We start from the raw sequence: 22,433 nt of genomic DNA, 5'->3' as shown, positions 1-22,433 counted from the left end.
ACCGCGTGACCATCGACTCCCACCCGACCCCCGTCACGCTCCGTTGGGCGGTCCGGCTGCTACGTGTCGAGGCGGTCGCGGTCGGGCTGGTCGCCGTCTGGCTGGTCGTGGCCGACCTCACGGCCAGCACCACGGACCTGACCTCGGCGCTGTTGGTCACGGCCTTCGCCATCGGTGCCGCCCTGGCCCTCTGGGCCCTGGGCAGTGCGCTGGCACGTCACCGGGCCGGGGCCCGCGCTCCCGCCATCGTGCTCCAGCTCATGCTGCTGCCGATCGGCTGGTTCATGATCCAGGGAGGGCTGGGCTGGCTCGGGGTGCCGCTGATCGGGCTCGGGCTGGGGGTCACCTGGCTGCTGGTCAGCCCGCCCACGACCCGCGCCCTCGGGTTCGAGTAGCCGCCCCTCACCAACCGGAGGCGCGGCGGGTCAGCAGGGAGATGGTCGCCCGCCCGTCGGCTGCGGTCGCCGAGGCCGAGGTGGTCAGCGCGGTGAGCACCTTCCAGGCGAACGAGGACTCGGCCGGTAGCTTGGCGCCGCGCACGGTGGGCACGGTCACCTCCACGGTCAGCGCATCCTCGGTGACCGCGAAGCGGCAGTCGAGTTCGGCGTCCCCGGGCGCGATGGCCAGCAGCATGGCGCAGGCCTCGTCGACGGCGATGCGGAGATCCTCGATCTCGTCGAGAGCGAACTGCAGACGGGCCGCCAGGCCAGCGGTGGCAGTACGCAGCACGCCGAGGTACCCGCCGTCGGCAGGCACGGTGAGGTGCACGATGTCGTCGTCGGTCGTTGACTGGCCGGTCAGTTGAGTCACCACTCATCCCCCCGGTCGGGGACTCTACCCGCTCAGCGTGCGAGACGGTGGAAACACGTCACCATCGCCGGCTGCGGGACGGCCCGGACGGCCACGCACAACATCCGACGGGCGGTGGCCGCAGCCCCGGCGGCGGAATGGCGCCTGGTCAGAACGACGGCGGCCGACCCGCCCCCGGCAGGGGTGGGTCGGCCGCCGTGTCGGGCACTCAGGCCTGCTTGGTCTCCCAGAAGATCTTCGAGATCTCCTCGATCTTCTGGAGCAGCTCGTCGGCCTTTGCCGGGTCGGTGGCACCCTTGGCCCCGGCCGCACCAGCCAGCTTGGTGGCCTCGTTGAACAACTGGTGCAGGTGCGGGTACTTCTCGAAGTGCGGGGGCTTGAAGTAGTCGGTCCACAGCACCCAGAGGTGGTGCTTGACCAGGTCGGCCCGCTGCTCCTTGATCAGGATGGCGCGGGTGCGGAACTCCGGGTCGGTGTTGGCCTGGTACTTCTCACAGATCATTTTCACCGACTCGGCCTCGATCCGAGCCTGGGCGGGGTCGTAGACCCCACAGGGCAGGTCGCAGTGCGCGCTGACGGTCACGCGGGGCGCGAGGATGCGTGCAAGTCGCATCAGGATCCTCCATAGGACGTTTGCGATGATCCAAGACGACATTACTCCTGGACGGGGTCCCCCAGACCGGTGGAGGTGAAACAGGGTGTCCGTGCCGCAGCTGCGGTGGCCGCTGTCACCCGTACTCGTGACCGGTCCCTCCATGTCGCCGACCCTGCGGCACGGCGACGCGGTGCTGGTCCGCCGCGGCGGCCGGGAGATCCGCCCCGGCGACGTGGTGATCGCGGTCTTCCGTAGCCGCCCGGAGTTGCTGGTGGTCAAGCGCGCGGTCCGTCCGACCGACGGCGGTTGGTGGGTGTACGGCGACAACGACCTGGTCACGGACGACTCCCGGGCGTACGGGGTGGCCGACGTGATCGGTCGGGTGGTGGCCCGGTACTGGCCCCGCCCCGGACGGATACCACCCCGACCGTTATGACCCTGCCCACATACTGGGCCGGTAATCCGCACTATGCTCGGAAGCGCCCGGGTGACCCCCCGCACCACGCGCCGCCGCTCGTCGCTTCACCGTGTGTACGACCGGCTGGCCTCTGCTCGCCAGATTCCCTGGAGTCACCATGCCTTCGCCCACCGTGGACCCCGCTGATCCCGTCTTCCAACTGCACCGGGGCGGCAAAATGTCCATCGCCTCGACCGTCCCGCTGACCACCCGGGACGACCTCTCCCTCGCGTACACCCCGGGTGTGGCCCGGGTCTGTGAGGCCATCGCCGCGGACCCGACCCTCACCCACGACTACACCTGGGTGTCGAACACCGTGGCGGTCGTCACCGACGGCTCCGCCGTACTCGGCCTCGGCAACATCGGCCCGCGCGCCGCGATGCCGGTGATGGAGGGCAAGGCCGTGCTGTTCAAGCAGTTCGGCGGGGTCGACGCGGTACCGGTCTGCCTGGACACCCAGGATGTCGACGAGATCGTCGCCGTGGTCAAGGCCCTGGCACCCTCGTTCGGCGGGATCAACCTGGAGGACATCAGCGCACCCCGGTGCTTCGAGGTGGAACGCCGTCTCGACGAGGCACTGGACATCCCGGTCTTCCACGACGACCAGCATGGTACGGCGATCGTCGTGCTGGCCGCCCTGCGCAACGCGGCCACCCTGCTCGACCGCAAGCTCGGCGACCTGCGGGTGGCGGTCAGCGGGGCGGGCGCGGCCGGGGTGGCGGTGACCAAGATGCTGGTGGCCGGGGGAGTGGACCCCGACCAGGTGGTGGTCTGCGACTCCCAGGGCATCATCTCCGCGTACCGCACCGGGCTGAGCGGCACCAAGGCGGAGCTGGCCGAGCTGACCAACGCCGACGGGCGGCAGGGCGACATCGCCGAGGCCCTGCGCGACGCCGATGTGCTGATCGGGGTCTCCGGCGGGCAGATCCCCGAGCACGCGGTGGCCGCCATGGCACCCGGCGGGATCGTCTTCGCGCTGGCCAACCCCACCCCGGAGGTGCACCCGGAGGTGGCCGCCCGCCATGTGGCGGTGGTCGCCACCGGTCGCAGCGACTTCCCGAACCAGATCAACAACGTGCTGGCCTTCCCGGGGGTGTTCCGGGGGGCACTAGAGGCCCGGGCCACCCGGGTCACCGACGCGATGAAGGTCGCCGCGGCGGACGCCATCGCCTCGGTGGTGGCCGAGTCGCTGACCCCGGAGGCGATCGTGCCCTCCCCGCTGGACCCGCGGGTCGCCCCCGCGGTGGCCGAGGCGGTCGCCGAAGCCGCCCGCCGCGACGGCGTCGCCCGCGCCTGAAGTGCAAGGAAGGGGCCCTTCTTAACGCCTGGGGTAGCGGAAGGGCCCCTTCTTAACAGGCCAGCGGCTTGTTACCGTGCCGATCATGCGTGCCGCCTTCGCCTCCCGTTTCGACGACGCCGACCCCCTGGCCGCCCTCACCGTCGGTGAGCAGCCCGAGCCGAGCCTGCCCGACGAGGGCTGGGTGACCCTGCAGGTCACCGCCAGCTCGCTCAACCACCACGATCTGTGGTCGCTGCGCGGGGTGGGGCTACGCGCCGAACAACTGCCGATGATCCTCGGCTGCGACGCGGTGGGCATCGACCCGGACGGCAACGAGATGGTGGTCTACCCGGTCGTCGCCACCCCGGGGGATCCGCGTGGCGTCTCCATCCTCTCCGAGCACTTCCCGGGCACCCTCGCCGAGCGGGTGGCCGTACCCCGGTCGAATCTGCTGCCGCTGCCGGCGGGGCTGACGGCCCTCGACGCGGCCTGCCTGCCGACGGCCTGGCTGACCGCGTGGCGGATGCTGACCACCAAGGGCCGCGTCGACGAGGCCGAGGCCGTGCTGGTCCAGGGCGCCGGGGGTGGCGTGGCCACCGCGGCCATCGCGCTCGCCACCGCCATGGGCAAACGGGTGTACGCGACCAGCCGCGACGCCGCCAAGCGGGAGCGGGTCGCCGGCCTGGGCGCCACCGCTGTCGAGCCCGGTGCACGACTGCCCGAGCGGGTCGACGTGGTGATCGAGACCGTAGGGGCGGCGACCTTCGACCACTCCCTGAAGTCGGCCGCTGTCGGGGCCAGGATCGTGGTCTGCGGCGCTACCGCCGGACACGAGCCGAAGGTCAACCTGCGGCGGGTCTTCGCCATGCAACTGGAGATCCTGGGCACCTCGATGGGTACGCCGACCGACCTGGCCGACCTGCTCACCTTCTGCGCCGAACGCAACGTTCGCCCGGTGGTCGACAGCGTGGTGCCGTTCAGCCGGGTCGCCGACGCCTTCGCCCGCCTGCACTCCAGCGAGGTCTTCGGCAAGGTCGTCATCGACCACACCCGGTGATGCGCGGCGGGTGACCGGGTGTTGGGTCCTGCAACGCTTCCGGCGTGGCAGGGCCCCTTCGGTCACAGGTGGTCGTCGAGGGTGGCGATGTCGTCGCGGGCGGCGGCGGTGGCGATGCGCTCCTTGGCCTCGGTGTCGCCGTAGAGGGTCCAGCGCAGGAACTCGATGGTGGTGTCGGCGACCACCCGCAGGGAGGTGCCGTCGCCCAGCAGGGACCGGCCGTGGTCGCCGTCGGGCAGACTCAGCATCGCCTTCGGCCAGGGCACCTTGTCGTACACCGCCTTGCCGGCCGCGTACTCCACCACCTCGTCGGCCTCACCGTGCACGAACAGTTGCGGTGCCGCCGCACCCGCGAAGGCGGTACCCACCCCCAGCGCGGTGCCCGCGAAGACGATCCCGGCGGCCAGCCGCTCGTCCCTGCCGGTGGTGAACAGGCCGATCGTGGTCACCCCGCCGGCGGAGTGACCGGCGGCGGCCACCCGGTCGGTGGCCAGCCGGCCCCGCAGCGGATCGCCGTCGCGGCTGCTCAGGGCCAGGACCTCGGTCAGCGCGTACGACACGTCGGCCGGCTGGTTGAGCACGTCGAGCACGTTGGGCCGCTCCGAACCGGAGGTGTGCGGAAAGGTCGGTGCTGCCACCACGAAACCGGCCGCCGCCCATCGGGTCAGCAACGCCTGATAGTCCTTGGGCAGGCCGCCCAGGCCATGGCTGAACATGATCACGGGGAAGGGCCCCTCGGCCGCGCGGGCCGAGTTCGTCGGCTTTCCACCCGCCCGGCCGGTCGCCGGGTACCAGATGGTGATCGGCAGGGGTCGCTCGCCGTCCCGGTTGCGCTTCAACTGTCGTACGCCCACCGCGAAGCTGCCGGACGGCGCGGTCCCGGCGGGAATCGCCGGCGCCGAGGCACTGACCGACGGCGCCGGAGCAGCCGACGGAGTGACGGTCGTGTTCACCCCCGCTGCCGACTCCGTATCGCCGGAACACCCCACCCCCAGACTGCCAACCAGCACCCCAACAACCAAGACCGAGACCCCACGCCGCAACATGCCCCCCATCCTCCCTCCCCCGCCCACCCCCAACCCCTCCCACCCACCCCACCCCGGTCTTGCTACCCCCGTTGATCATGAGGTTGGCGGCACTCTGAAGATCGACAACTGCCGCTAACCTCATGATCAACGGGGCGTTGGTAGAGGGCGGGTTTCTAGGGTGGCGAGGGTGGGGGGGTGGGCGTGGGTGGGGAGGCGGCGGGCGGCTTGTTGGTCGTCGTAGAGGGTCCAGCGGAGGAAGTCCGTGGTGGTGCCGAGGAACTGGGTGAAGCCGGGGCGGCCGGGGGTCAGGTACTCGCCGTGTCCCTGGCCGAGCAGGCTGAGGAAGCTGGCCGGTCCGGTCGTACGGCGGTAGGCGGCCCGGCCGACGCTCAGGGCCACTACCGGGTCGGCGGTGCCGTGCACGAAGAGCATCGGCGCGGGTGGCCCGGCGAAACTCCCCGCCATCCCACCACCGGCGATCACGATGCCGGCCCGCAGTCGGGCCGGGCGGCCACTGGTGAACATGCCCGAGGTGGTGAAGCCGCCCGCCGAATGGCCCGCCGCGGCGATCCGCTGCACGTCGAGGTGACCGGCCAGGGGGTCGGCGGCCCGGCGGTCGAGCCGGACCAGGTGCCGGATCACCCGCCACCCGTCCGCAGGCTGATGGCGTACGTCGGCACGGGAGAACTCGGGGGCACCCCGTCGGGTGTGGGGGTACGCCGGGGCGGCCACCACGAAACCGGCCGCCGCCCACCTGGAGGTCAGCCCGGCATGCAACTCCGGCAGGCTGGCCAGGCCGTGGCTGTAGAGCACCACCGGGAACCGTCCCTCGGCTACCCGGGAGCCCTGGGTCGGGTACCACAGGGTCACCGGCAGCGGGCGGGCCGAGCCCGGGTCGAGCACGAAGGTCCGGACCCCGACGGCGTACTGCACCTGGGGTGCCGCCCCGGGTGATGTGCCTCGCGCGGGCGGGCCGCCGGGTGCGGCGCAACCGGTCAGCCACACCAACAGCAGAGCCACCGTCGACGCGGCGAACCGCCGCCTGATCCCCACGGCATCACGGTAGATCCGGCGATCACCCCGCCGGGTCCGGTTGCCCGGTGCTCTACCCGAGCCGTTCGGCCGATCGGCGCGGGCCCATTCGACCGGGCCGATTTCGCTAAGGTTCCGGCATGGCTGAGAACTACACCGACCCCAGCGGCAACACCCAGGCCTTCCGGGCCTTCGCCGCCAACACCGCCGAGACACCGGCCGAGTCGCCCTCCCGCACCGGACTGTTCGTCGGGGGTGCCCTGCTCGCGGTGCTGCTGATCGCCGTGGCCGGCTGGATCGCCCTCGGCTGACCGGCGGTCACGATCCCTGACCCCGGCGGTCATGACCCCCGAATCAAGCGGTCACGACCTGTCAGGCGGCGCCGATCACCTCTCTGGCCTCGCGGGCGATCTCCAGTTCCTCGTCGGTGCCGATCACACAGACCGCCACCTCCGCGCCCTCCGGTGAGATCAGCCGGTCGCCGCTGCCGGCGTTACGTTCGGGGTCGACCGTGATGCCGAGCCGGATCAGCCCGGCCAGAGCGGCGGCCCGTACCGGTGCGGCGTGCTCACCTACCCCGGCGGTGAAGGTGATCGCGTCCACCCGGCCCAGCAGGGCGTAGTAGGCCCCGACGTATTCGGTGATCCGGCGGCAGTAGACGTCGAAGGCCAGGGCTGCCGCCGGGTCTCCGGCCGACCGTCGGGCCAGCACCTCGCGCATGTCGTTGACCCCGGCCAGGCCCAGCAGGCCGCTGCGGTAGTTGAGCAGGTCGTCGATCTCGTCGACCCCCAGCCCGCCCTCTCGGCGCAGATGGAACACGATGGTCGGGTCCAGGTCGCCGCTGCGGGTACCCATCACCAGGCCCTCCAGCGGGGACATCCCCATCGAGGTGGCGATGCTGCGTCCACCGGCGACCGCGCACGCGCTGGCCCCGTTGCCCAGGTGCAGGCTGATGGTGTTGATCTCGGAGTACGGGCGGTCCAGCAGTTCGGCGGTGCGCCGGGAGACGTACGCGTGCGAGGTGCCGTGGAAGCCGTACCGGCGTACGCCGTACCGCTCGGCGGTGTCCAGGTCGATCGCGTACGTGGCGGCGGAGTCGGGCAGGGTGTGGTGGAAGGCCGTGTCGAAGACGGCCACCTGCGGCACCTGCGGCAGGGCCTCGCGGGCCATCGTGATGCCGGCCAGGTTTGCCGGGTTGTGCAGGGGAGCCAGCGGCACCAGATCGGCGATGGCGGCCAGCACCGCGTCGTTCACCAGCACCGGAGCGCTGAATCGTCGACCGCCGTGCACCACCCGGTGCCCGATCACGGTGAGCCCGCTAAGGTCCAGCTCGGACAGGATCTGCCGGACCGCCGCGCCGTGGTCGGGTGGGCCACCGTCCGGTTCGCCGACCCGCTCGACCGTGCCCTTGGTGAGGACCCGTTCCCCCTCGTACAGCCGGTATTTGACCGACGACGACCCGCAGTTGAGCACCAGGACCTTGCTCACGACGCCGCCCCGTCCTCGGTCAGCGCGGCGGCCTGGATGGCGGTGATCGCCACGGTGTTGACGATGTCCGGCACGGTAGCCCCTCGGGAGAGATCGTTGACCGGGCGGCGGAGACCCTGCATGACCGGCCCGACGGCGACCGCCCCGGCCGAGCGCTGCACCGCCTTGTAGGTGTTGTTGCCGGTGTTCAGGTCGGGAAAGATGAACACGGTGGCCCGACCGGCGACCGTGCTGTCCGGCAGCTTCGTCGCCGCCACGGCCGGGTCGATCGCGGCGTCGTACTGGATCGGCCCCTCCACGGCCAGGTCGGGTCGGCGCTCGCGGACCAGCGCGGTGGCTGCCGCCACCTTCTCCACGTCCGCCCCTGCCCCGGAACTGCCGGTCGAGTACGACAGCATGGCCACCCGGGGTTCGATGCCGAACCGGGCCGCCGTGTCGGCCGAGGAGATCGCGATGTCGGCGAGCTGGGCGGCGTCCGGATCGGGGTTGACCGCGCAGTCGCCGTAGACCAGCACCCGGTCGGCGAGCAGCATGAAGAAGACACTGGAGGCGACGGAGACCTCCGGCATGGTCTTCACGATCTCGAACGCCGGCCGGATGGTCGCCGCCGTGGTGTGGGTGGCCCCGGAGACCATGCCGTCGGCGTACCCGGCCCACACCATCATGGTGCCGAAGTAGTTCGGCTGGGCCACGATGTCGTACGCCAGCTCGGTGGTCACCCCCCGATGGGCCCGCAGCTTCGCGTACGCCTCGGCGAACTCGTCCCGCCACTGGCTGGTGGTCGGATCCACCACCCGGGCCGCGCCGATGTCCACGCCCAGCTCGCGGGCCCGGCGGGCGACCTCCTCGGGGCGGCCCAGCAGGGTCAGGTCGGCCACCCCCCGGCGCAGCAGGATCTCCGTGGCGCGCAGGATGCGTTCCTCGGTCCCCTCCGGCAGGACCACCTGCCGGCGGCGACTGCGAGCCCGGTCGATCAGGTCGTACTCGAACATCAACGGGGTGACCCGGGTGGAACGGCTGACCCGCAGCCGCCCGGCCAACTCGGTCGTGTCCACGTACGCCTCGAAGGCGCCCAGGGCGGCCTCGACCTTGCGCGGGTTGGCGGCACTGGGTCGGCCCTCGATGCGGCTGGAGGCGGAGACGGTGTGGTAGCTGTCGGTGGGCACGGAGAGCACCGCCAGGCGGGCGTTGAGCGCCTCGACCAGCTGCATCGCCCGGGGATCGGGCGCCACCCCTAGGGTCAGCACCAGCCCGGCCAGGGACACCTGACCGGCCACGTGCGCCGCGCTCGCGGCCACCAGCAGGTCGTCCCGGTCCCCCGGCATGATCAGCAGGGCACCCTCGGTCAGGTGTTCCAGCACGGTGGGCACATGTGCCGCCCCGACCACGTAGTCGAGCACGTCGCGGGCGAGGGCGGTGTCGTCGCCGGCCAGCAGGGTGGCGCCGAGCGCCGCGGCCACCTCGGCCACCGTCGGCGCGGAGACGCTGGGCACCTCCGGAATCGCGTACGCGGGGACCGGCAGGCGGGGCAGTTGCATGTCCCCCGGGACCCGGTTGGCCAGTACGGCCAGCACCGTCCCGCCGAGGTCGACCACGTCGTGGTACGCCCCCCGGCTGGCTGCGGTGATCGCCGCCGGCTGCTGCCCCAGCCCGTCGACCACCGGCACCACGACACTGCCGAACTCCGTGGCCAGCCGGGTGTTGAAGGCCAGCTCGCGGGGGCCGGCACCGTCACCGGCGTCGGCGAAGTCGCTGCCTACCACGACCATGGCGGGGAACCGTCGTTCCACCTCCCGGTAGCGTTCGACGATTCGGGTGATCAGTTCTTCCCGCCGACCGTCCGCGACGAGGGCGGTCGCCTCGGCGTAGCTGGTGCCGTACAGGTCGGCAACCGGCAGTCCCACCCGGTACCGCTCGCTGAGCAGGGCGAGGATCGGATCGGGTCGGTCCGGCCTGACCAGCGGACGGAACACGCCGATCTGGCCGACCTGTCGGGACAGCAACTCGGCCAGGCCGAGGGCGATGGTCGACTTTCCCCCGCCCGAGCCGACACTTGTCAGGTAAACGCTCCGGGCCACGGAACTCACGCTACAAGATCGAGGTGGCTCCCGCCCGGGTCCTGCTACCCGGTCATCCGGGCCCTACGCCGCTGTCGCATCCTGCTGGCGCGTGGGCGACGGACGGAGCCGGTCAGCGATCCTGCCGTGACGATTCGTGAACGGTCGGCAAGGTGGTCATCGTCCTGGTGCACCACACGCACCGCGATCAGTCGTCGTCTTCGTCGTCGAGACGGGCCAGCCAGGTGGCGAAACGTTCGATCGGCGTCTCGAACTCCGGGTTCAGGTCGACGAAGTCCCGCAGCCGCTCACCCAGCCACTCCAGGCTCACCTGCTCGTCGCCCCGTCGCTCGACCAGTTCCTCGATGCCCCGGTCGGTGAAGTACATCCGCCTACTCGCTTCCTCACCGGTGTCGTACCGGCGAAAACCGGCCGGTCCCGTCCCACCCGAGGGTGGGACGGGACCGGGATGGGTCTGTCGTCAGGGTCGGGGCAGTGCCGCCTCGATGAGGGCGACCTGCTCGACCTCGTGCATCTTCGCCGAACCGACGGCCGGGGCGGCCGCGGCCGGACGGGAGATGCGGCGCAGTCGCACCCCGTCGAGGTGCTCCAGCAGGTTGAGCGCCACGAACGACCAGGCGCCCTGGTTGGCCGGCTCCTCCTGCACCCAGGCGAAGTCCTCGGCGTTGGGGTACTGGGCCAGCGCGGCCCGGATCTCCTCCACCGGCATGGGGTAGAGCTGCTCCAGGCGGATGATCGCGGTGTCGGTGACCCCGCGCTCCTGCCGGGCCTGGAACAGGTCGTAGTAGACCTTGCCCGAGCAGAGCAGCACCCGCTTGACCTGCTCCGGTGCCGGAGCCGCCTGGTCGGCGAGCACCGGGGCGAAGGTGCCGGTGGTGAAGTCCGCCACCGAGGAGACACAGAGCTTGTGCCGCAGCAGCGACTTCGGGGTGAACACCACCAGCGGCTTGCGCTTGGGCGACAACGCCTGACGCCGCAGCAGGTGGAAGTAGTTCGCCGGGGTGGTCGGGATGGCCACCCGCATGTTGTCCTCCGCGCAGAGCTGGAGGAACCGCTCCGGGCGACCGGAGGTGTGGTCCGGGCCCTGTCCCTCGTGGCCGTGCGGCAGCAGCAGGGTCACCGCGGAGCGCTGACCCCACTTCACCTCACCGGAGGAGATGAACTCGTCGATCACCGACTGGGCGCCGTTGACGAAGTCGCCGAACTGCGCCTCCCAGCAGACCAGGGCGTTGAGGTTCTCCACCGAGTAGCCGTACTCGAAGCCCATCGCGGCGTACTCGGACAGCAGCGAGTCGTGCACGAAGAACCGGGACCGCTCCCCGTCGCCGGTGAGCGACTGCAACGGCAGGTAGTCGTCGCCGGTCTGGGCGTCGACGACCGCCGCGTGCCGCTGCACGAAGGTGCCGCGACGCGAGTCCTGCCCGGCCAGCCGGACGGTGACCCCGTCGTGCAGCAGCGAACCGAAGGCGATGATCTCGCCGAAGCCCCAGTCGATGCCGCCCTCGACGGCCATCTTGGCCCGCCGGTCGAGCAGCTGCTGGATCCGCTTGTGCGGGGTGAAGCCCTCCGGCAGGTTGACGTGCGCCTCGCCGACGGCCTTGACGACCGAGGCCTCCGTAGCCGTGTCCACCTGCGGCTCCGGCTCGTCCTGGCGGGGCGGCCGGCTGAGCTGGCGGGGGGTGGTGGCCGCGTCACGGGTGGCCTTGAAGACCCGCTCCAGCTGGGACTGGTAGTCGCGCAGCAGTTCCTCCGCGTCCTCCACGGTGATGTCACCGCGGCCGATCAGCTCCTCGGTGTAGAGCTTGCGGACGGAACGCTTCGAGTCGATGATCTTGTACATCTGGGGGTTGGACATCGAGGGGTCGTCGCCCTCGTTGTGCCCGCGCCGCCGGTAGCAGACCATGTCGATCACGACATCCTTGTTGAAGGTCTGCCGGTACTCGAAGGCCAGCCGGGCCACCCGGACCACGGCCTCGGGGTCGTCGCCGTTGACGTGGAAGATCGGCGCCTGGATCATCCGGGCCACGTCGGTGCTGTAGAGGCTGGAGCGGCTGTACTCCGGGGCGGTGGTGAAGCCGACCTGGTTGTTGACCACCACGTGCACCGTGCCACCGGTGCGGTAGCCGCGCAGCTGGGAGAGGTTGAGGGTCTCGGCCACCACGCCCTGACCGGCGAAGGCGGCGTCGCCGTGCACCGCCAGCGGCAGCACGGTGTAGCCCTCCAGCTTGAGGTCTATCCGGTCCTGCTTGGCCCGGACGATGCCCTCCAGCACCGGGTCCACCGCCTCCAGGTGCGACGGGTTCGCCACCACGGAGACCTTGACCGAGTGGTCGCCGTCCGGGGTGGTGAACTTGCCGTTCTGGCCGAGGTGGTACTTCACGTCGCCGGAGCCCTGGGTGGAACGCGGGTCCAGGTGCCCCTCGAACTCCGAGAAGATCTTCTCGTACGGCTTGCCGACGATGTTGGCCAGCACGTTGAGCCGACCCCGGTGGGCCATGCCGATGACGACCTCGTCCAGGTCGTTCTCGGCGGCGGACTCCAGGATCTCGCCGAGCAGCGGGATCAGGGACTCGCCGCCCTCCAGCGAGAAACGCTTCTGACCGACGTACTTGGTCTGCAGGAAGGTCTCGAAGGCCTCGGCCGCGTTGAGCCGGTTGAGCACGTGCTTCTGCTCGTCGGCCGACGGCTTCTCGTACTTGCGCTCGACCCGCTCCTGGATCCAGCGGCGCTCGGCCGGGTCCTGGATGTGCATGTACTCGATGCCGACCCGCCGGCAGTACGAGTCGCGCAGCACGCCCAGGATCTCCCGCAGCTTCATCCGCTGCTTGCCGGCGAAGCCGTTGACCGGGAAGGTGCGGTCCAGGTCCCACAGGGTCAGCCCGTGCTGGAGCACGTCCAGATCCGGGTGCTTGCGGATCTTGAACTCCAGCGGGTCGGTGTCGGCCATCAGGTGGCCGCGGACCCGGTAGGAGTGGATCAGCTCGTGCACCCGGGCGGTCTTGTTGATCTGGCCTTCGCTGTCGACCGCGACGTCGCGCACCCAGCGCACCGGCTCGTACGGGATGCGCAGCGAGGTGAAGATCTGGTCGTAGAAGCCGTGCTCGCCGAGCAGCAGCTCGTGCATGACCTTGAGGAACTCGCCGGACTGGGCGCCCTGGATGATCCGGTGGTCGTAGGTGCTGGTCAGGGTGATGACCTTGCTGACCGCCAACTCGGCCAGGGTGGCCTCGCTCATGCCCTGGTACGGCGCCGGGTACTCCATCGCGCCGACCCCGATGATCGCGCTCTGCCCCTGCATCAGGCGGGGCATCGAGTGCACCGTGCCGATGCCGCCCGGGTTGGTCAGCGAGATGGTGGTGCCGGAGTAGTCGTCCATGGTCAGCTCGTTGCGGCGGGCGCGCCGGACGACGTCCTCGTACGCCTGCCAGAACTGCCGGAAGTCCATCTGCTCGCAGCCCTTGATGGAGGGGACCACCAGGTTGCGGCTGCCGTCCGGCTTGGCCAGGTCGATCGCGATGCCCAGGTTGACGTGCTCCGGGCGGACCATGGTCGGCTTACCGTCGACCTGGGCGTACGAGTTGTTCATCTCCGGGTGCGCCACCAGCGCCCGGACCAGGGCGTACCCGACCAGGTGGGTGAAGCTGACCTTGCCACCCCGGCCGCGGGCCAGGTGGTTGTTGATCACGATCCGGTTGTCCACCAGCAGCTTCGCCGGGACGGCGCGCACGCTGGTCGCGGTGGGTACGGCCAGCGAGGCGTCCATGTTCTGGACGATCTTGGCGGCGACACCGCGCAACGGGGTGTTCTGCGGGCCGGAGGCGGTCGGGGCGGTCTTCGCCGACGCGGCCCTGGCCGGGGCCTTCGCGGTCTCGGTCTTGGCGGGCTGGGCCTTCGCGGCCGGCGCCTTGGCCGGCTCGGTCCTGGCCTTCGCCGGAGCCGCTGCGGCGCGCGGTGCCGACTTGTCAGCGGCCTCGGTCTTGGCCGGGGTGGATGCCTTGCTGGCCGGCTCGGGGGTGCTGGTCTTCGACCGGTCGGCGCCCTCGCCGCCGGTCGCGCCCGGCCCGGGGCGGTAGTCGGCGAAGAAGTCGTGCCAGGCCGGATCGACGCTGCCGGGGTCGGCGAGGTAGCGCTGATACATCTCCTCGACGACCCACTCGTTCGGGCCGAAACCCGCCAGTGGGTTCTCCTGCGAAGTCTGCTGGGTCGACACGGCCGGTAATCGCCTCTTTCACGCGGGTTTGTGTGTCACGCGGGGCTCATCTGCGCCGTGACCGGCGCAGAGAACGGATCCCAGGCTACGCCGTGCCGATCGCCAAGGCATTTCCGCCTCCGCAGGGTGGTCCGATTCACAGATGATGTTAGAAGTTCAGTACCGTCCGCGTGTCCAGTTGCTACTGGTAGCAACCCGATGGGCCCGGTTGTCCGGCCGTCAGCCGGGCACCGGGCCCATCGTGCAGCGGATGACCTACGCCACCGGCGCGATTCAGGAGATGTCGCGCCGACGGGTGAGCAGCAGCCCGACGATGCCGCTGGCCAGCGCGTACCCGACCAGCACGAGCGCGCCCACCCACCAGGGCGGGTACATCTCGCTCTCACCCGGCGCGATCATGATCTGGGAGGCGGCCGCCGGCCAGATCACCTGCCACTTGAGCACGGCCATGCTGTCCAGCCAGCTCGACAGCAGCAGGAAGAGCACCCCGATCACCTGGGTGCCGATCAGGTAGAGCACCGAGGCGGTGATCACCGCACCGAGCTGGTTGGTGATCAGGGTGCCGATGCCGACCCCGAGCACGGTCCAGATGGCGTACGCCATCAGGTTGAGCAGCAGGGCCCGCTGGACCTCCCACTCGCCGAGCAGGGTGCCGTGGTCGTTCAGGGTCAGGAAGGCTGCTCCCGCACCCAGGTCGATCACCGTGGTGACCAGCCAGAAGGCGAACCCGAGCAGGCTCGCCGCGATCAGCTTGCTGACGATCACCGCGCTGCGCCGCGGGGTGGCCAGGAAGGTCGTGGTCGCGGTCTGGTGGAAGAACTCGTTGGTGACCATCAGGATGCCGATCAGCATCACGAACATCAGGCCCAGGTACTGCCCGGAGGTGTAGAGGTTGGCCGCCTGGGCCGGGGCGGACGCGGCGTCACCGACGACTCCGATTTCCTCGCCGCCGCCGTCGATCGTCGTGTTGAACAGCCAGGCGTTGAGCGGGAAGGCCATCGCGATCGACAGGAACGCCCCGATGGCCAGCCACCACCAGGTGCTGGTCGTACGGATCTTCAACAGTTCGGAGCGGACCAGGTTGCTCATCGAATGCCCGCCTTTCCAGCCGTCAGCTCCAGGAACACGCGTTCCAGGTCGGGTCGTTCGGTGGTCAGCTCGTGCAGTTCGACACCGGCGGTCAGCGCCGCCCGGCCCACCGTCGGGGCGTCCACCCCGCCGATCAGCAGCGCGCCGTGCTCGTCGGTCTGCACCGTGGCCGGCCCCTCGGCCAGGGCGCTGGTCAGCTCCTCCGCCTGCGGGGTGCGGACCCGGACCCGGACGCCCTGCGCCATCGAACCGATCACCTGCTCGACCGGACCCTGCCGGACCAGCTGCCCCGCTGCGATGATCACCACATCGTCGGCCAGCAACTGCATCTCCGACAGCAGGTGGCTGGAGACCAGCACGGTACGGCCCTCGGCGGCCAGCCCTTTGAGGAACCCGCGCATCCACCGGATGCCCTCCGGGTCCAGCCCGTTGGCCGGCTCGTCGAGGATCAGCACCCGCGGGTCGCCGAGCATCGCGGCGGCGATGCCCAGGCGCTGCTTCATGCCGAGTGAGTAGCCCTTGAACTTGCGCTTCGCCGCCGGAGTCAGGCCGACCAGGGCCAGGGCCTCGTCGGCCCGCTGCGGCGGCAGCCCGGCCGCCGCGCAGATCACCCGCAGGTGGTTGATCCCGGTGCGGCCCTTGTGTGCGCTGGACGCCTCCAGCACCGCGCCGACGTGCCGCAGCGGCTCGGTCAACTCAGGGTACCGGCGTCCGCCGATGGTCGCCGTGCCGGCGGTCGGGGTCACCAGGTTCAGCAGCATGCGCAGCGTAGTGGTCTTGCCCGCGCCGTTGGGGCCGAGGAAGCCGGTGACCCGGCCGGGCTGGACCGTGAACGACAGATTGTTCACCGCGAGTACGTTGCGGTACTGCTTGGTCAGGCCGGAAACCACGATCTGCGCGTCATTGGGGCGTGACTGCCCGTCGGACATCATTCTCCTCCCGTGGCGCCGGGAAGCGCCGTTGCACAGCGTGGCGGTAACTGTCAACCAAATCAATCAGGCGCGCTCCGGAGATCGTTGTCCGCCCCAGGCAGGAGCCGTCTCCTCCCCAGGTAGGATACGATCGACGGTCGTGACTACCGGGCGATCCAGGTGGCCCGGGCCCGGCCCAGCAGTTCACCCTCCGGTCCGTACAGGCTGGTCCGCACGATCGCCTTACGCCCCACGGTTTCCACCACCGCCCCGGTGATCACGCACTCGTCCCCGGGCCGGGGCAGGGCCGCGATCTGGGCCGCGATCCGACCCAGCAGGTACGGTCGACCGGCCTCGATCACCGCCCAGCCGCCCGGGCAGTCCAGCGCGGCCCAGGCAGTGGCGACACTCACCTGCGCGGGCACCTGGAAGGGGGCGGCCGTGCGTCCGTCCGGCAACCGTCCGGGGAAGATCCGGAGCCCGTCCGGCCGCTGCGGCCCGCAGACGTAGCAGCCGGGAAAGGGGTGGTCGGTCAGGCCGGGGTACGCCGCCGCGGCGGCCCGGGCGGTCGCCGGGTCGACCGGTGGCACCGGATCCTCCAGATCCTCTGCGGTACGGAGTTCGGCGATCACCTCGCCGTCCGGATCGCGCACCTGGTCCCCGGTCAGGGTCAGCGGGGTGTCCAGGGGTGGTGGCCTACGCAGGGTCACCTCGGTCGGCCCTCCGCCGCCGTACGCCGAGGCGAAGACCCCCGCACTCCAACCGCCGTTGCCCGAGCCGGGCGGTCCGTTGAACCGGGACTCGATGATCATGAGTTTTTCCTCCCGCCGTACCGGCCGTTCGCCAGCCGTCCCGGCAGCCTCGCACGGCCCCCTCCCGGGGGGTGACCGCCGGTCGACCGAGGTGCCCGTACGGTCCACAGGATTTTTTCAGGTACCGCCCAGCGCAGGCGCAGCGATGGCGCGGATGATGGCGACATGGCGGCTACCCAGACCGAGGCCCGACTGCTCGTCGTCGAGGACGACCCCAACATCCTCGAACTGCTCTCCGCGAGCCTGCGCTTCGCGGGTTTCGACGTGGCCACCGCCACCACCGGCAGTGCTGCCCTCAACGCGGCCCGCGAACACCGGCCCGACCTGGTGGTGCTGGACGTGATGTTGCCGGATCTGGACGGCTTCGAGGTGATCCGGATGATGCGCGAGGGCGGCACCCGTACGCCGGTGGTCTTCCTCACCGCCCGGGACGCCACCGACGACAAGATCCGTGGCCTGACCCTGGGCGGGGACGACTACGTCACCAAGCCGTTCAGCCTGGAGGAGTTGACCGCCCGGATCCGCGCGGTGCTGCGCCGCACCAGCACCGGTGAGCAGGCCCCGGCCCGGCTCACCTTCGCCGATCTGGAGCTGGACGAGGAGACCCACGAGGTCTACCGGGCCGGTCAGCGGGTTCAGCTCTCGCCGACCGAGTTCAAGCTGCTGCGTTACCTGATGCTCAACGCCAACCGGGTGCTGTCCAAGGCCCAGATTCTCGACCACGTGTGGAACTACGACTTCCGTGGTGACGACAACATCGTCGAGTCGTACATCTCGTACCTGCGGCGCAAGGTCGACAACGTCGAGCCTCGCCTGATCCACACCCTGCGGGGGGTCGGCTACGTGCTCCGCAAGCCGGCGGCGTGAACGCGCTCCAGCAGGGCAAGAGCCGACTGCGTGCGGTACCGCTGCGGGTCAAGCTGGTCGCGGCCGTCCTCGCCCTGGTCGCCGCCGCGCTACTGGTGATCAGCTCGCTGACCACCTTCTTCCTGCGTAGCTACCTGGTCGGCGAGGTGGACGCTGAGCTGACGACCCAGGCGCGCACCATCGCGCAGGTGGCGGCCCTGGAACGGCCGAGCGCACCATTTCCCACCGACTACCTGCTGGCTGTGACCGACATCAGGACCGGTCAGATCGAGTGGATCCACTTCGACGACCGGCGCTTCAGCAGCGCTGACCTGCCCCGCTTCCCGGACGACGCGGCCGGATTCGACCGCCTGGCCGGCGAGCCGCGTAACGCCCGGGCCCAGGGCAGCGAGGTGCGTTGGCGGGTCCTCTACACCCAGCTTCCCAACGGGCAACGGATCGCCATCGCCCAGCACCTCATCGACGTCGACCGGGCAGTTACCCGGCTGGTCTGGACAGACGTCCTGGTCGGTGGCGCGGTGCTCATCCTGCTCGCCTCGATCGGCGCGGCGATCGTCCGGACCAGCCTCAAACCGCTGGTGGAGATCGAGCGCACCGCCGCCGCCATCGCCGGTGGTGACCTCAGCCGCCGGGTGCCCGACCCGGAGCACGGGCAACCCTGCCCCACCTCCGAGCTGGGTCGGCTCTCCCGGGCACTGAACGCGATGCTCAGTCAGATCGAGATGGCCTTCACCGCCCGTGCCGCCTCGGAGAGGGCCGCCCGCTCGGCCGAGGCCGCGGCCCGGGACGCCGCCGAGGCGGCCCGTGCTTCCGAGGCCCGGGCCCGCCGCTCGGAGGAACGGATGCGGCAGTTCGTCGCGGACGCCTCGCACGAACTGCGTACCCCGCTGACCACCATCCGCGGTTTCGCCGAGCTGTACCGGCAGGGTGCTGCCCGGGCCCCCGAGCAGACCGCTGACCTGCTGCGCCGCATCGAGGACGAGGCCGCCCGGATGGGCCTGCTGGTGGAGGATCTGCTGCTGCTGGCCCGACTGGACCGGGAGCGTCCGCTCTCCCTCGCCCCGGTGGAGCTGCCCGTGCTTGCCGCCGACTCGGTGGCCGCCGCCCGGGCGATGGCCCCGGACCGGCGGATCGAGCTGGAGATCGCCCCCGGCTCAGGGCCACTGGTGGTACGCGGCGACGACGCGCGGCTGCGGCAGGTGATCGGCAACCTGATGACCAACGCGCTGCGGCACACCCCGCCGGAGGCCGCCGTGACGTTGCGACTACGGGCCGAACCGGGCAATCTTGCGGTGATCGAGGTGGCCGACACCGGCCCGGGACTCACCCCCGATCAGGCGGAGCGGGTCTTCGAACGCTTCTACCGGGCGGACGCCTCGCGGACCCGCCGGGTGGGCGGGCAGACCGGCACCGGCCTGGGCCTGGCCATCGTCGCCGCGCTGGTGACGGTGCACCAGGGCACCGTGGAGGTGACCGACACCCCCGGCGGGGGTGCTACCTTCCGGGTCCGGCTGCCGCTGGCTCAGGACATCGACGGGGAGTCCGAGTGACTTTCAGCGAACCCTCAGGCCAGCCTAAGGCGGGATGCAGAGCGATGGGAGAAGGTGGGGACATGACCGAGTACGAGTCCGACCCGCGCCGGCCGGCCAACACCGACGCCGAGCCGTCGCACCCCGAGCTGCCCCGCGCCGAATACGCGCGGTCCGACTCCCCATTCGCTGCGCCGGCCGGCACCGGTGCCGACTCCGGCGGCGAGGCACCGACCATCCCGGTCCGGGCCGTCGAAACCTCGGACCCCAATGGCCAGGACGCCGAGCCGACCATGGTGGGCCTGCCGGTCGCCGGCTCGCCCCCGCCTCCGCACTCCGGCCCGCCCGCCTACTCCGGCCCGCCGGCACCGCAGGCCCCCGGCCAGCAGCCGCAGTCTCCGGGTCAGCCGCAGGCCCCGGGCCAGCCCTCGCAGACTCCGGGTCAGCAGCAGGGCCCGGGTCAGCAGCCGCAGGGGCCCGGCCAGCAGCACTGGGGTCCGGCCGCTCCGCAGCAGTACCAGCCCGGGGCGCGTTATCCCGCCGGGCCCTGGTACCCGAGCCAGCCCGGCTGGGCCGCCCAGGCCCAGCAGAGCCCCTCCGGCGGGTACCCCGGATACCAGTCCGGACAGCCGGGCACCCCTGGCTACCAGTCCGGACAGCCGGGTGTCCCCGGCTACCCCGGCCAACAGCCGCCCTGGGCGGCGCCGCAGTCCGGCGGGCCGCGTCCGGGCCGGATCGCCAAGTTCGTCGGTGCCGGGGTCGCGGTGTTCGCCCTGATGCTCGGCAGCGGTGTGGCCGGTGGAACCCTGGCCCTGGCGCTCAGTGACGGCGGTTCGATCACCCGTACCTTCTCCGCCGCCCCGGTTATCGACGGGGCCGACCTGCCGCGCATCGCCGCCTCCGTGCAGGACAGCGTGGTGTCGATCAGCACCGGCAGTGGCGAGGGCTCCGGGGTGGTCCTCACCGCCGACGGCTACGTGCTGACCAACAACCATGTGATCGCCGGGGGCGGTGACACCGTACGGGTGATCTTCGCCAACGGCACCAACGCCCAGGCGCAGATCATCGGCACCGACCCGAGGACCGACCTGGCGGTGGTGAAGGCCAACGGGGTGACCGACCTCAAGGCGGCCACCTTCGGCGACAGTGACGCCATGCAGGTCGGTGACCAGGTGCTGGCCCTGGGTAGTCCGCTGGGTCTGCAGGGCTCGGTGACCGCCGGCATCCTCAGCGCCCGGGACCGCACCATCCAGGCCGGCAGCGGTGAGCGGCTGCCCGGTCAGGCGGTCAGCTCGATCTCCGGGCTGCTCCAGACCGATGCCCCGATCAACCCCGGTAACTCCGGTGGGGCCCTGGTCAACACCCGGGGTGAGGTGATCGGCATCAACACCGCGATCGCCACCGCCGGGCAGGGCAACACCGGCAACATCGGTGTCGGTTTCGCCATCCCGAGCAACAAGGCCAAGGACATCGCGGACAAACTTCAGCGACGTGAGAAGATCAGTCATCCGTCGCTCGGAGTGAGCGTGACCGGCACCACCGAAGGCGGAGCGCTCATCAACGCTGTCGCGCCCGGCAGCGCGGCGGAGCGGGCCGGGCTGGAACGCGGCGACGTGATCATCCGGTTCGGTGACAAGGTGATCAATGACTCGAACGATCTGGTCGGTGCGGTACAGGCCGGCAAGGTCGGTGATCAGGTCGAGGTGACCTTCCAGCGAAATGGTGCCGAGTCGACGGCAACCGTGACGCTCGCTGAAGCGTCATAGTTCAAAGACCTGCCTCCCTACCGGGCGGCGGGTGGCGTGGCCAAGGGGGTTGGTCGCGGCACCCGCCGCCCATTTTCCTCTCTTCACCCGAACCGGATGAGCCCGGCTCACCCCGGCCCCGGGCAGCCTCGGCGGAGCGGACCGCGAGACCTGGGGGTGCCATGACCCCACACCGTCACCTGCCGGTGGGCAGCGGTCCGGGGCGTACCAGCGGTGTCCGGTTTGCCGGTGCCCCGATGCGGGAAACCGCCGCGACCCGGCCTCGCGGAAGCAGGGCGGACCGGGCCGACCCACAGACCGACGGGGAGGACTCGTGGCCCACAACCACGCTGCGGGCGTACGCCAGCTGCGGATCGCGATGGTGGTGCCGCCCTGGCTGTCGGTGCCCCCGCCCGGCTACGGCGGGTTGGAGCAGGTGGTGGCCGGCCTGGTGGACGCCCTGGTCGATCGGGGCCACGCGGTGACGTTGATGGGCGCCGGTGACGAACACGGCACCAGCGGCGATTTCCTGGCCACCCTGGACGAGTTGCAGTACGACCGGTTGGGCGAGTCCCTGCCCGAGTTGGCCCACCTGGCCCGGGTAAACCACCTGATCAGCCCGGCCGACTTCGACCTGGTCCACGACCACAGCACCATCGGCCCCCTGGTCGCCGGTCGGCGCGAGGTACCCACCCTGGCCACCGTGCACGGCAACCCGGTGGGGGAGTACGGCACCGTGCTCAGCGACACCGACCGGGGGGTGGGTCTGGTGGCCATCTCGCACGCCCAACGTCGGCTGAACCCCCGCCTGCCCTGGGTCGGCACGGTGCACAACGCGATGGAGGTCGGCAACTTCCCGCGCAAGCGGGAACCCGGTCAGGGGCCGGTGCTGTGGCTGGCCCGGTTCAGCCCGGACAAGGGACCGGAGTTGGCCATCGAGGCGTGCCGGGCGGCGGGCCTGCCGCTGGTGCTGGCCGGCAAGTGCAGCGAACCCGTCGAGCAGCGTTACTACCGTGAGGTCATCACTCCGCTGCTGGGCCCGGATGTCACAGTCGTTCTCGGTGCCGACCGGGAGGCCGTGCTGAACCTGCTGGTGCAGGCTCGGTGCCTGATCATGCCGATCCAGTGGGAGGAGCCGTTCGGCATCGTGATGCTGGAGGCGATGGCCACCGGCACCCCGGTGGTCGCCCTGCACCGGGGGGCGGTGCCGGAACTGGTCCGGCCCGGTGTGACCGGGCTGATCTGCCGGCGTCCCGAGGAGTTGCCGGCGGCCCTTCGTGAAGCCCCACACCTGGATCCGGCCGAGTGTGTGGCCCATGTCGCGCGGACCTTCTCCGTCGAGCGGATGGCCGCCGGGTACGAGGAGGTGTACCAGCGCTTTCTGGTGGCGGCCCCGCCTAGGTCGGCGATACCGGAGCCGGCCCGAATCACCCCGGGCTGACCGGC

The 22,433-nt window shown here is 70.9% G+C and carries 20 protein-coding genes; 9 read left to right on the top strand and 11 right to left on the bottom strand.

The window, feature by feature from the left end; genetic code table 11:
• Positions 1-5: 5 nt before the first annotated feature.
• Entirely contained in the window at positions 6-395 is a 390-nt protein-coding gene (locus ACGFIK_RS23540) for a hypothetical protein (protein ID WP_327024231.1), read from the top strand.
• A gap of 7 nt (positions 396-402) precedes the next feature.
• Here the strand turns inward: ACGFIK_RS23540 and ACGFIK_RS23535 are convergent, their stop codons facing one another.
• Both ACGFIK_RS23535 and sodN read right to left on the bottom strand, forming a co-directional pair.
• A complete protein-coding gene (locus tag ACGFIK_RS23535) occupies positions 403-810 on the bottom strand; it encodes an anti-sigma regulatory factor (protein ID WP_327024232.1) in 408 nt (135 codons plus the stop codon).
• 208 nt (positions 811-1,018) lie between these two features.
• Complete coding sequence (gene sodN / locus ACGFIK_RS23530) at positions 1,019-1,423, bottom strand: superoxide dismutase, Ni (protein WP_327024233.1); 405 nt, start codon at positions 1,421-1,423, stop codon at positions 1,019-1,021.
• Positions 1,424-1,508: 85 nt separating this feature from the next.
• On the opposite strand from sodN, the gene ACGFIK_RS23525 reads away from it, so the two are divergent.
• The 3 genes from ACGFIK_RS23525 (at position 1,509) to ACGFIK_RS23515 (ending at position 4,198) form a co-directional block, all read left to right on the top strand.
• The gene (locus ACGFIK_RS23525) at positions 1,509-1,841 is read left to right on the top strand and encodes a S26 family signal peptidase (RefSeq protein WP_327024234.1); all 333 of its coding nucleotides are present in this window, start codon (positions 1,509-1,511) and stop codon (positions 1,839-1,841) included.
• Between the two features lie 139 nt (positions 1,842-1,980).
• Positions 1,981-3,159 (top strand): NADP-dependent malic enzyme, encoded by a 1,179-nt coding sequence (locus tag ACGFIK_RS23520; RefSeq protein WP_327024235.1) that lies wholly within the window; start codon positions 1,981-1,983, stop codon positions 3,157-3,159.
• Positions 3,160-3,235: 76 nt separating this feature from the next.
• The gene (locus ACGFIK_RS23515) at positions 3,236-4,198 is read left to right on the top strand and encodes a zinc-binding dehydrogenase (protein ID WP_327024236.1); all 963 of its coding nucleotides are present in this window, start codon (positions 3,236-3,238) and stop codon (positions 4,196-4,198) included.
• Between the two features lie 62 nt (positions 4,199-4,260).
• Here the strand turns inward: ACGFIK_RS23515 and ACGFIK_RS23510 are convergent, their stop codons facing one another.
• Together ACGFIK_RS23510 and ACGFIK_RS23505 are read right to left on the bottom strand one after the other, a co-directional pair.
• Positions 4,261-5,151, bottom strand: coding sequence for a chlorophyllase (locus ACGFIK_RS23510; RefSeq protein ID WP_327024237.1), 891 nt, complete (start codon positions 5,149-5,151; stop codon positions 4,261-4,263).
• 219 nt (positions 5,152-5,370) lie between these two features.
• The gene (locus tag ACGFIK_RS23505) at positions 5,371-6,273 is read right to left on the bottom strand and encodes an alpha/beta hydrolase family protein (protein ID WP_393341402.1); all 903 of its coding nucleotides are present in this window, start codon (positions 6,271-6,273) and stop codon (positions 5,371-5,373) included.
• 125 nt (positions 6,274-6,398) lie between these two features.
• Between ACGFIK_RS23505 and ACGFIK_RS23500 the strand changes: the two genes are divergently transcribed.
• The gene (locus ACGFIK_RS23500) at positions 6,399-6,569 is read left to right on the top strand and encodes a hypothetical protein (protein WP_327024239.1); all 171 of its coding nucleotides are present in this window, start codon (positions 6,399-6,401) and stop codon (positions 6,567-6,569) included.
• A 61-nt stretch (positions 6,570-6,630) separates the two neighbouring features.
• Here the strand turns inward: ACGFIK_RS23500 and ACGFIK_RS23495 are convergent, their stop codons facing one another.
• The 7 genes from ACGFIK_RS23495 to ACGFIK_RS23465 all read right to left on the bottom strand — a co-directional run bounded on the left by ACGFIK_RS23495 (position 6,631) and on the right by ACGFIK_RS23465 (position 16,846).
• Complete coding sequence (locus ACGFIK_RS23495) at positions 6,631-7,746, bottom strand: acetate/propionate family kinase (protein ID WP_393341339.1); 1,116 nt, start codon at positions 7,744-7,746, stop codon at positions 6,631-6,633.
• Entirely contained in the window at positions 7,743-9,833 is a 2,091-nt protein-coding gene (gene pta / locus ACGFIK_RS23490) for a phosphate acetyltransferase (RefSeq protein WP_393341337.1), read from the bottom strand. Before pta ends, ACGFIK_RS23495 begins: the two co-directional genes overlap by 4 nt.
• A gap of 178 nt (positions 9,834-10,011) precedes the next feature.
• Positions 10,012-10,191: a DUF6104 family protein gene (locus ACGFIK_RS23485; protein WP_131303737.1), complete on the bottom strand. Its 180-nt coding sequence runs from the start codon at positions 10,189-10,191 to the stop codon at positions 10,012-10,014.
• Positions 10,192-10,284: 93 nt separating this feature from the next.
• The gene (locus ACGFIK_RS23480) at positions 10,285-14,034 is read right to left on the bottom strand and encodes a multifunctional oxoglutarate decarboxylase/oxoglutarate dehydrogenase thiamine pyrophosphate-binding subunit/dihydrolipoyllysine-residue succinyltransferase subunit (RefSeq protein WP_327024242.1); all 3,750 of its coding nucleotides are present in this window, start codon (positions 14,032-14,034) and stop codon (positions 10,285-10,287) included.
• 273 nt (positions 14,035-14,307) lie between these two features.
• The gene (locus ACGFIK_RS23475; protein WP_327024243.1) at positions 14,308-15,123 is read right to left on the bottom strand and encodes an ABC transporter permease; all 816 of its coding nucleotides are present in this window, start codon (positions 15,121-15,123) and stop codon (positions 14,308-14,310) included.
• Entirely contained in the window at positions 15,120-16,052 is a 933-nt protein-coding gene (locus ACGFIK_RS23470) for an ATP-binding cassette domain-containing protein (protein WP_327024244.1), read from the bottom strand. Before ACGFIK_RS23470 ends, ACGFIK_RS23475 begins: the two co-directional genes overlap by 4 nt.
• Positions 16,053-16,198: 146 nt before the next feature.
• A complete protein-coding gene (locus ACGFIK_RS23465) occupies positions 16,199-16,846 on the bottom strand; it encodes a hypothetical protein (protein WP_327024245.1) in 648 nt (215 codons plus the stop codon).
• Positions 16,847-17,011: 165 nt separating this feature from the next.
• Here ACGFIK_RS23465 and ACGFIK_RS23460 point away from each other — a divergent pair, with 165 nt between their 5' ends.
• From ACGFIK_RS23460 to ACGFIK_RS23445, 4 genes are all read left to right on the top strand, one after another.
• Entirely contained in the window at positions 17,012-17,713 is a 702-nt protein-coding gene (locus ACGFIK_RS23460) for a response regulator transcription factor (RefSeq protein WP_327024246.1), read from the top strand.
• Positions 17,710-19,263, top strand: coding sequence for a HAMP domain-containing sensor histidine kinase (locus ACGFIK_RS23455; protein WP_327024248.1), 1,554 nt, complete (start codon positions 17,710-17,712; stop codon positions 19,261-19,263). The genes ACGFIK_RS23460 and ACGFIK_RS23455 overlap by 4 nt, the downstream gene beginning before the upstream one ends.
• 62 nt (positions 19,264-19,325) lie before the next feature.
• Positions 19,326-21,008, top strand: coding sequence for a trypsin-like peptidase domain-containing protein (locus ACGFIK_RS23450; RefSeq protein WP_327024249.1), 1,683 nt, complete (start codon positions 19,326-19,328; stop codon positions 21,006-21,008).
• A gap of 358 nt (positions 21,009-21,366) precedes the next feature.
• Positions 21,367-22,428: a glycosyltransferase family 4 protein gene (locus ACGFIK_RS23445; protein ID WP_327027443.1), complete on the top strand. Its 1,062-nt coding sequence runs from the start codon at positions 21,367-21,369 to the stop codon at positions 22,426-22,428.
• The last annotated feature ends 5 nt before the right edge of the window (positions 22,429-22,433 follow it).

Source organism: Micromonospora sp. NPDC048871 (assembly GCF_043198155.1).
Classification (GTDB): Bacteria; Actinomycetota; Actinomycetes; order Mycobacteriales; family Micromonosporaceae; genus Micromonospora.
This window is presented reverse-complemented; position numbering and strand designations above follow the sequence as displayed.

What these genes read in the sequence shown, in the direction of transcription:
- sodN (WP_327024233.1), bottom strand. Translation starts at nt 1,423, where the DNA reads ATGCGACTTGCACGCATCCTCGCGCCCCGCGTGACCGTCAGCGCGCAC.
- ACGFIK_RS23520 (WP_327024235.1), top strand. Translation starts at nt 1,981, where the DNA reads ATGCCTTCGCCCACCGTGGACCCCGCTGATCCCGTCTTCCAACTGCAC.
- ACGFIK_RS23500 (WP_327024239.1), top strand. Translation starts at nt 6,399, where the DNA reads ATGGCTGAGAACTACACCGACCCCAGCGGCAACACCCAGGCCTTCCGG.
- ACGFIK_RS23485 (WP_131303737.1), bottom strand. Translation starts at nt 10,191, where the DNA reads ATGTACTTCACCGACCGGGGCATCGAGGAACTGGTCGAGCGACGGGGC.
- ACGFIK_RS23475 (WP_327024243.1), bottom strand. Translation starts at nt 15,123, where the DNA reads ATGAGCAACCTGGTCCGCTCCGAACTGTTGAAGATCCGTACGACCAGC.
- ACGFIK_RS23470 (WP_327024244.1), bottom strand. Translation starts at nt 16,052, where the DNA reads ATGTCCGACGGGCAGTCACGCCCCAATGACGCGCAGATCGTGGTTTCC.
- ACGFIK_RS23465 (WP_327024245.1), bottom strand. Translation starts at nt 16,846, where the DNA reads ATGATCATCGAGTCCCGGTTCAACGGACCGCCCGGCTCGGGCAACGGC.
- ACGFIK_RS23460 (WP_327024246.1), top strand. Translation starts at nt 17,012, where the DNA reads ATGGCGGCTACCCAGACCGAGGCCCGACTGCTCGTCGTCGAGGACGAC.
- ACGFIK_RS23450 (WP_327024249.1), top strand. Translation starts at nt 19,326, where the DNA reads ATGACCGAGTACGAGTCCGACCCGCGCCGGCCGGCCAACACCGACGCC.
- ACGFIK_RS23445 (WP_327027443.1), top strand. Translation starts at nt 21,367, where the DNA reads ATGGTGGTGCCGCCCTGGCTGTCGGTGCCCCCGCCCGGCTACGGCGGG.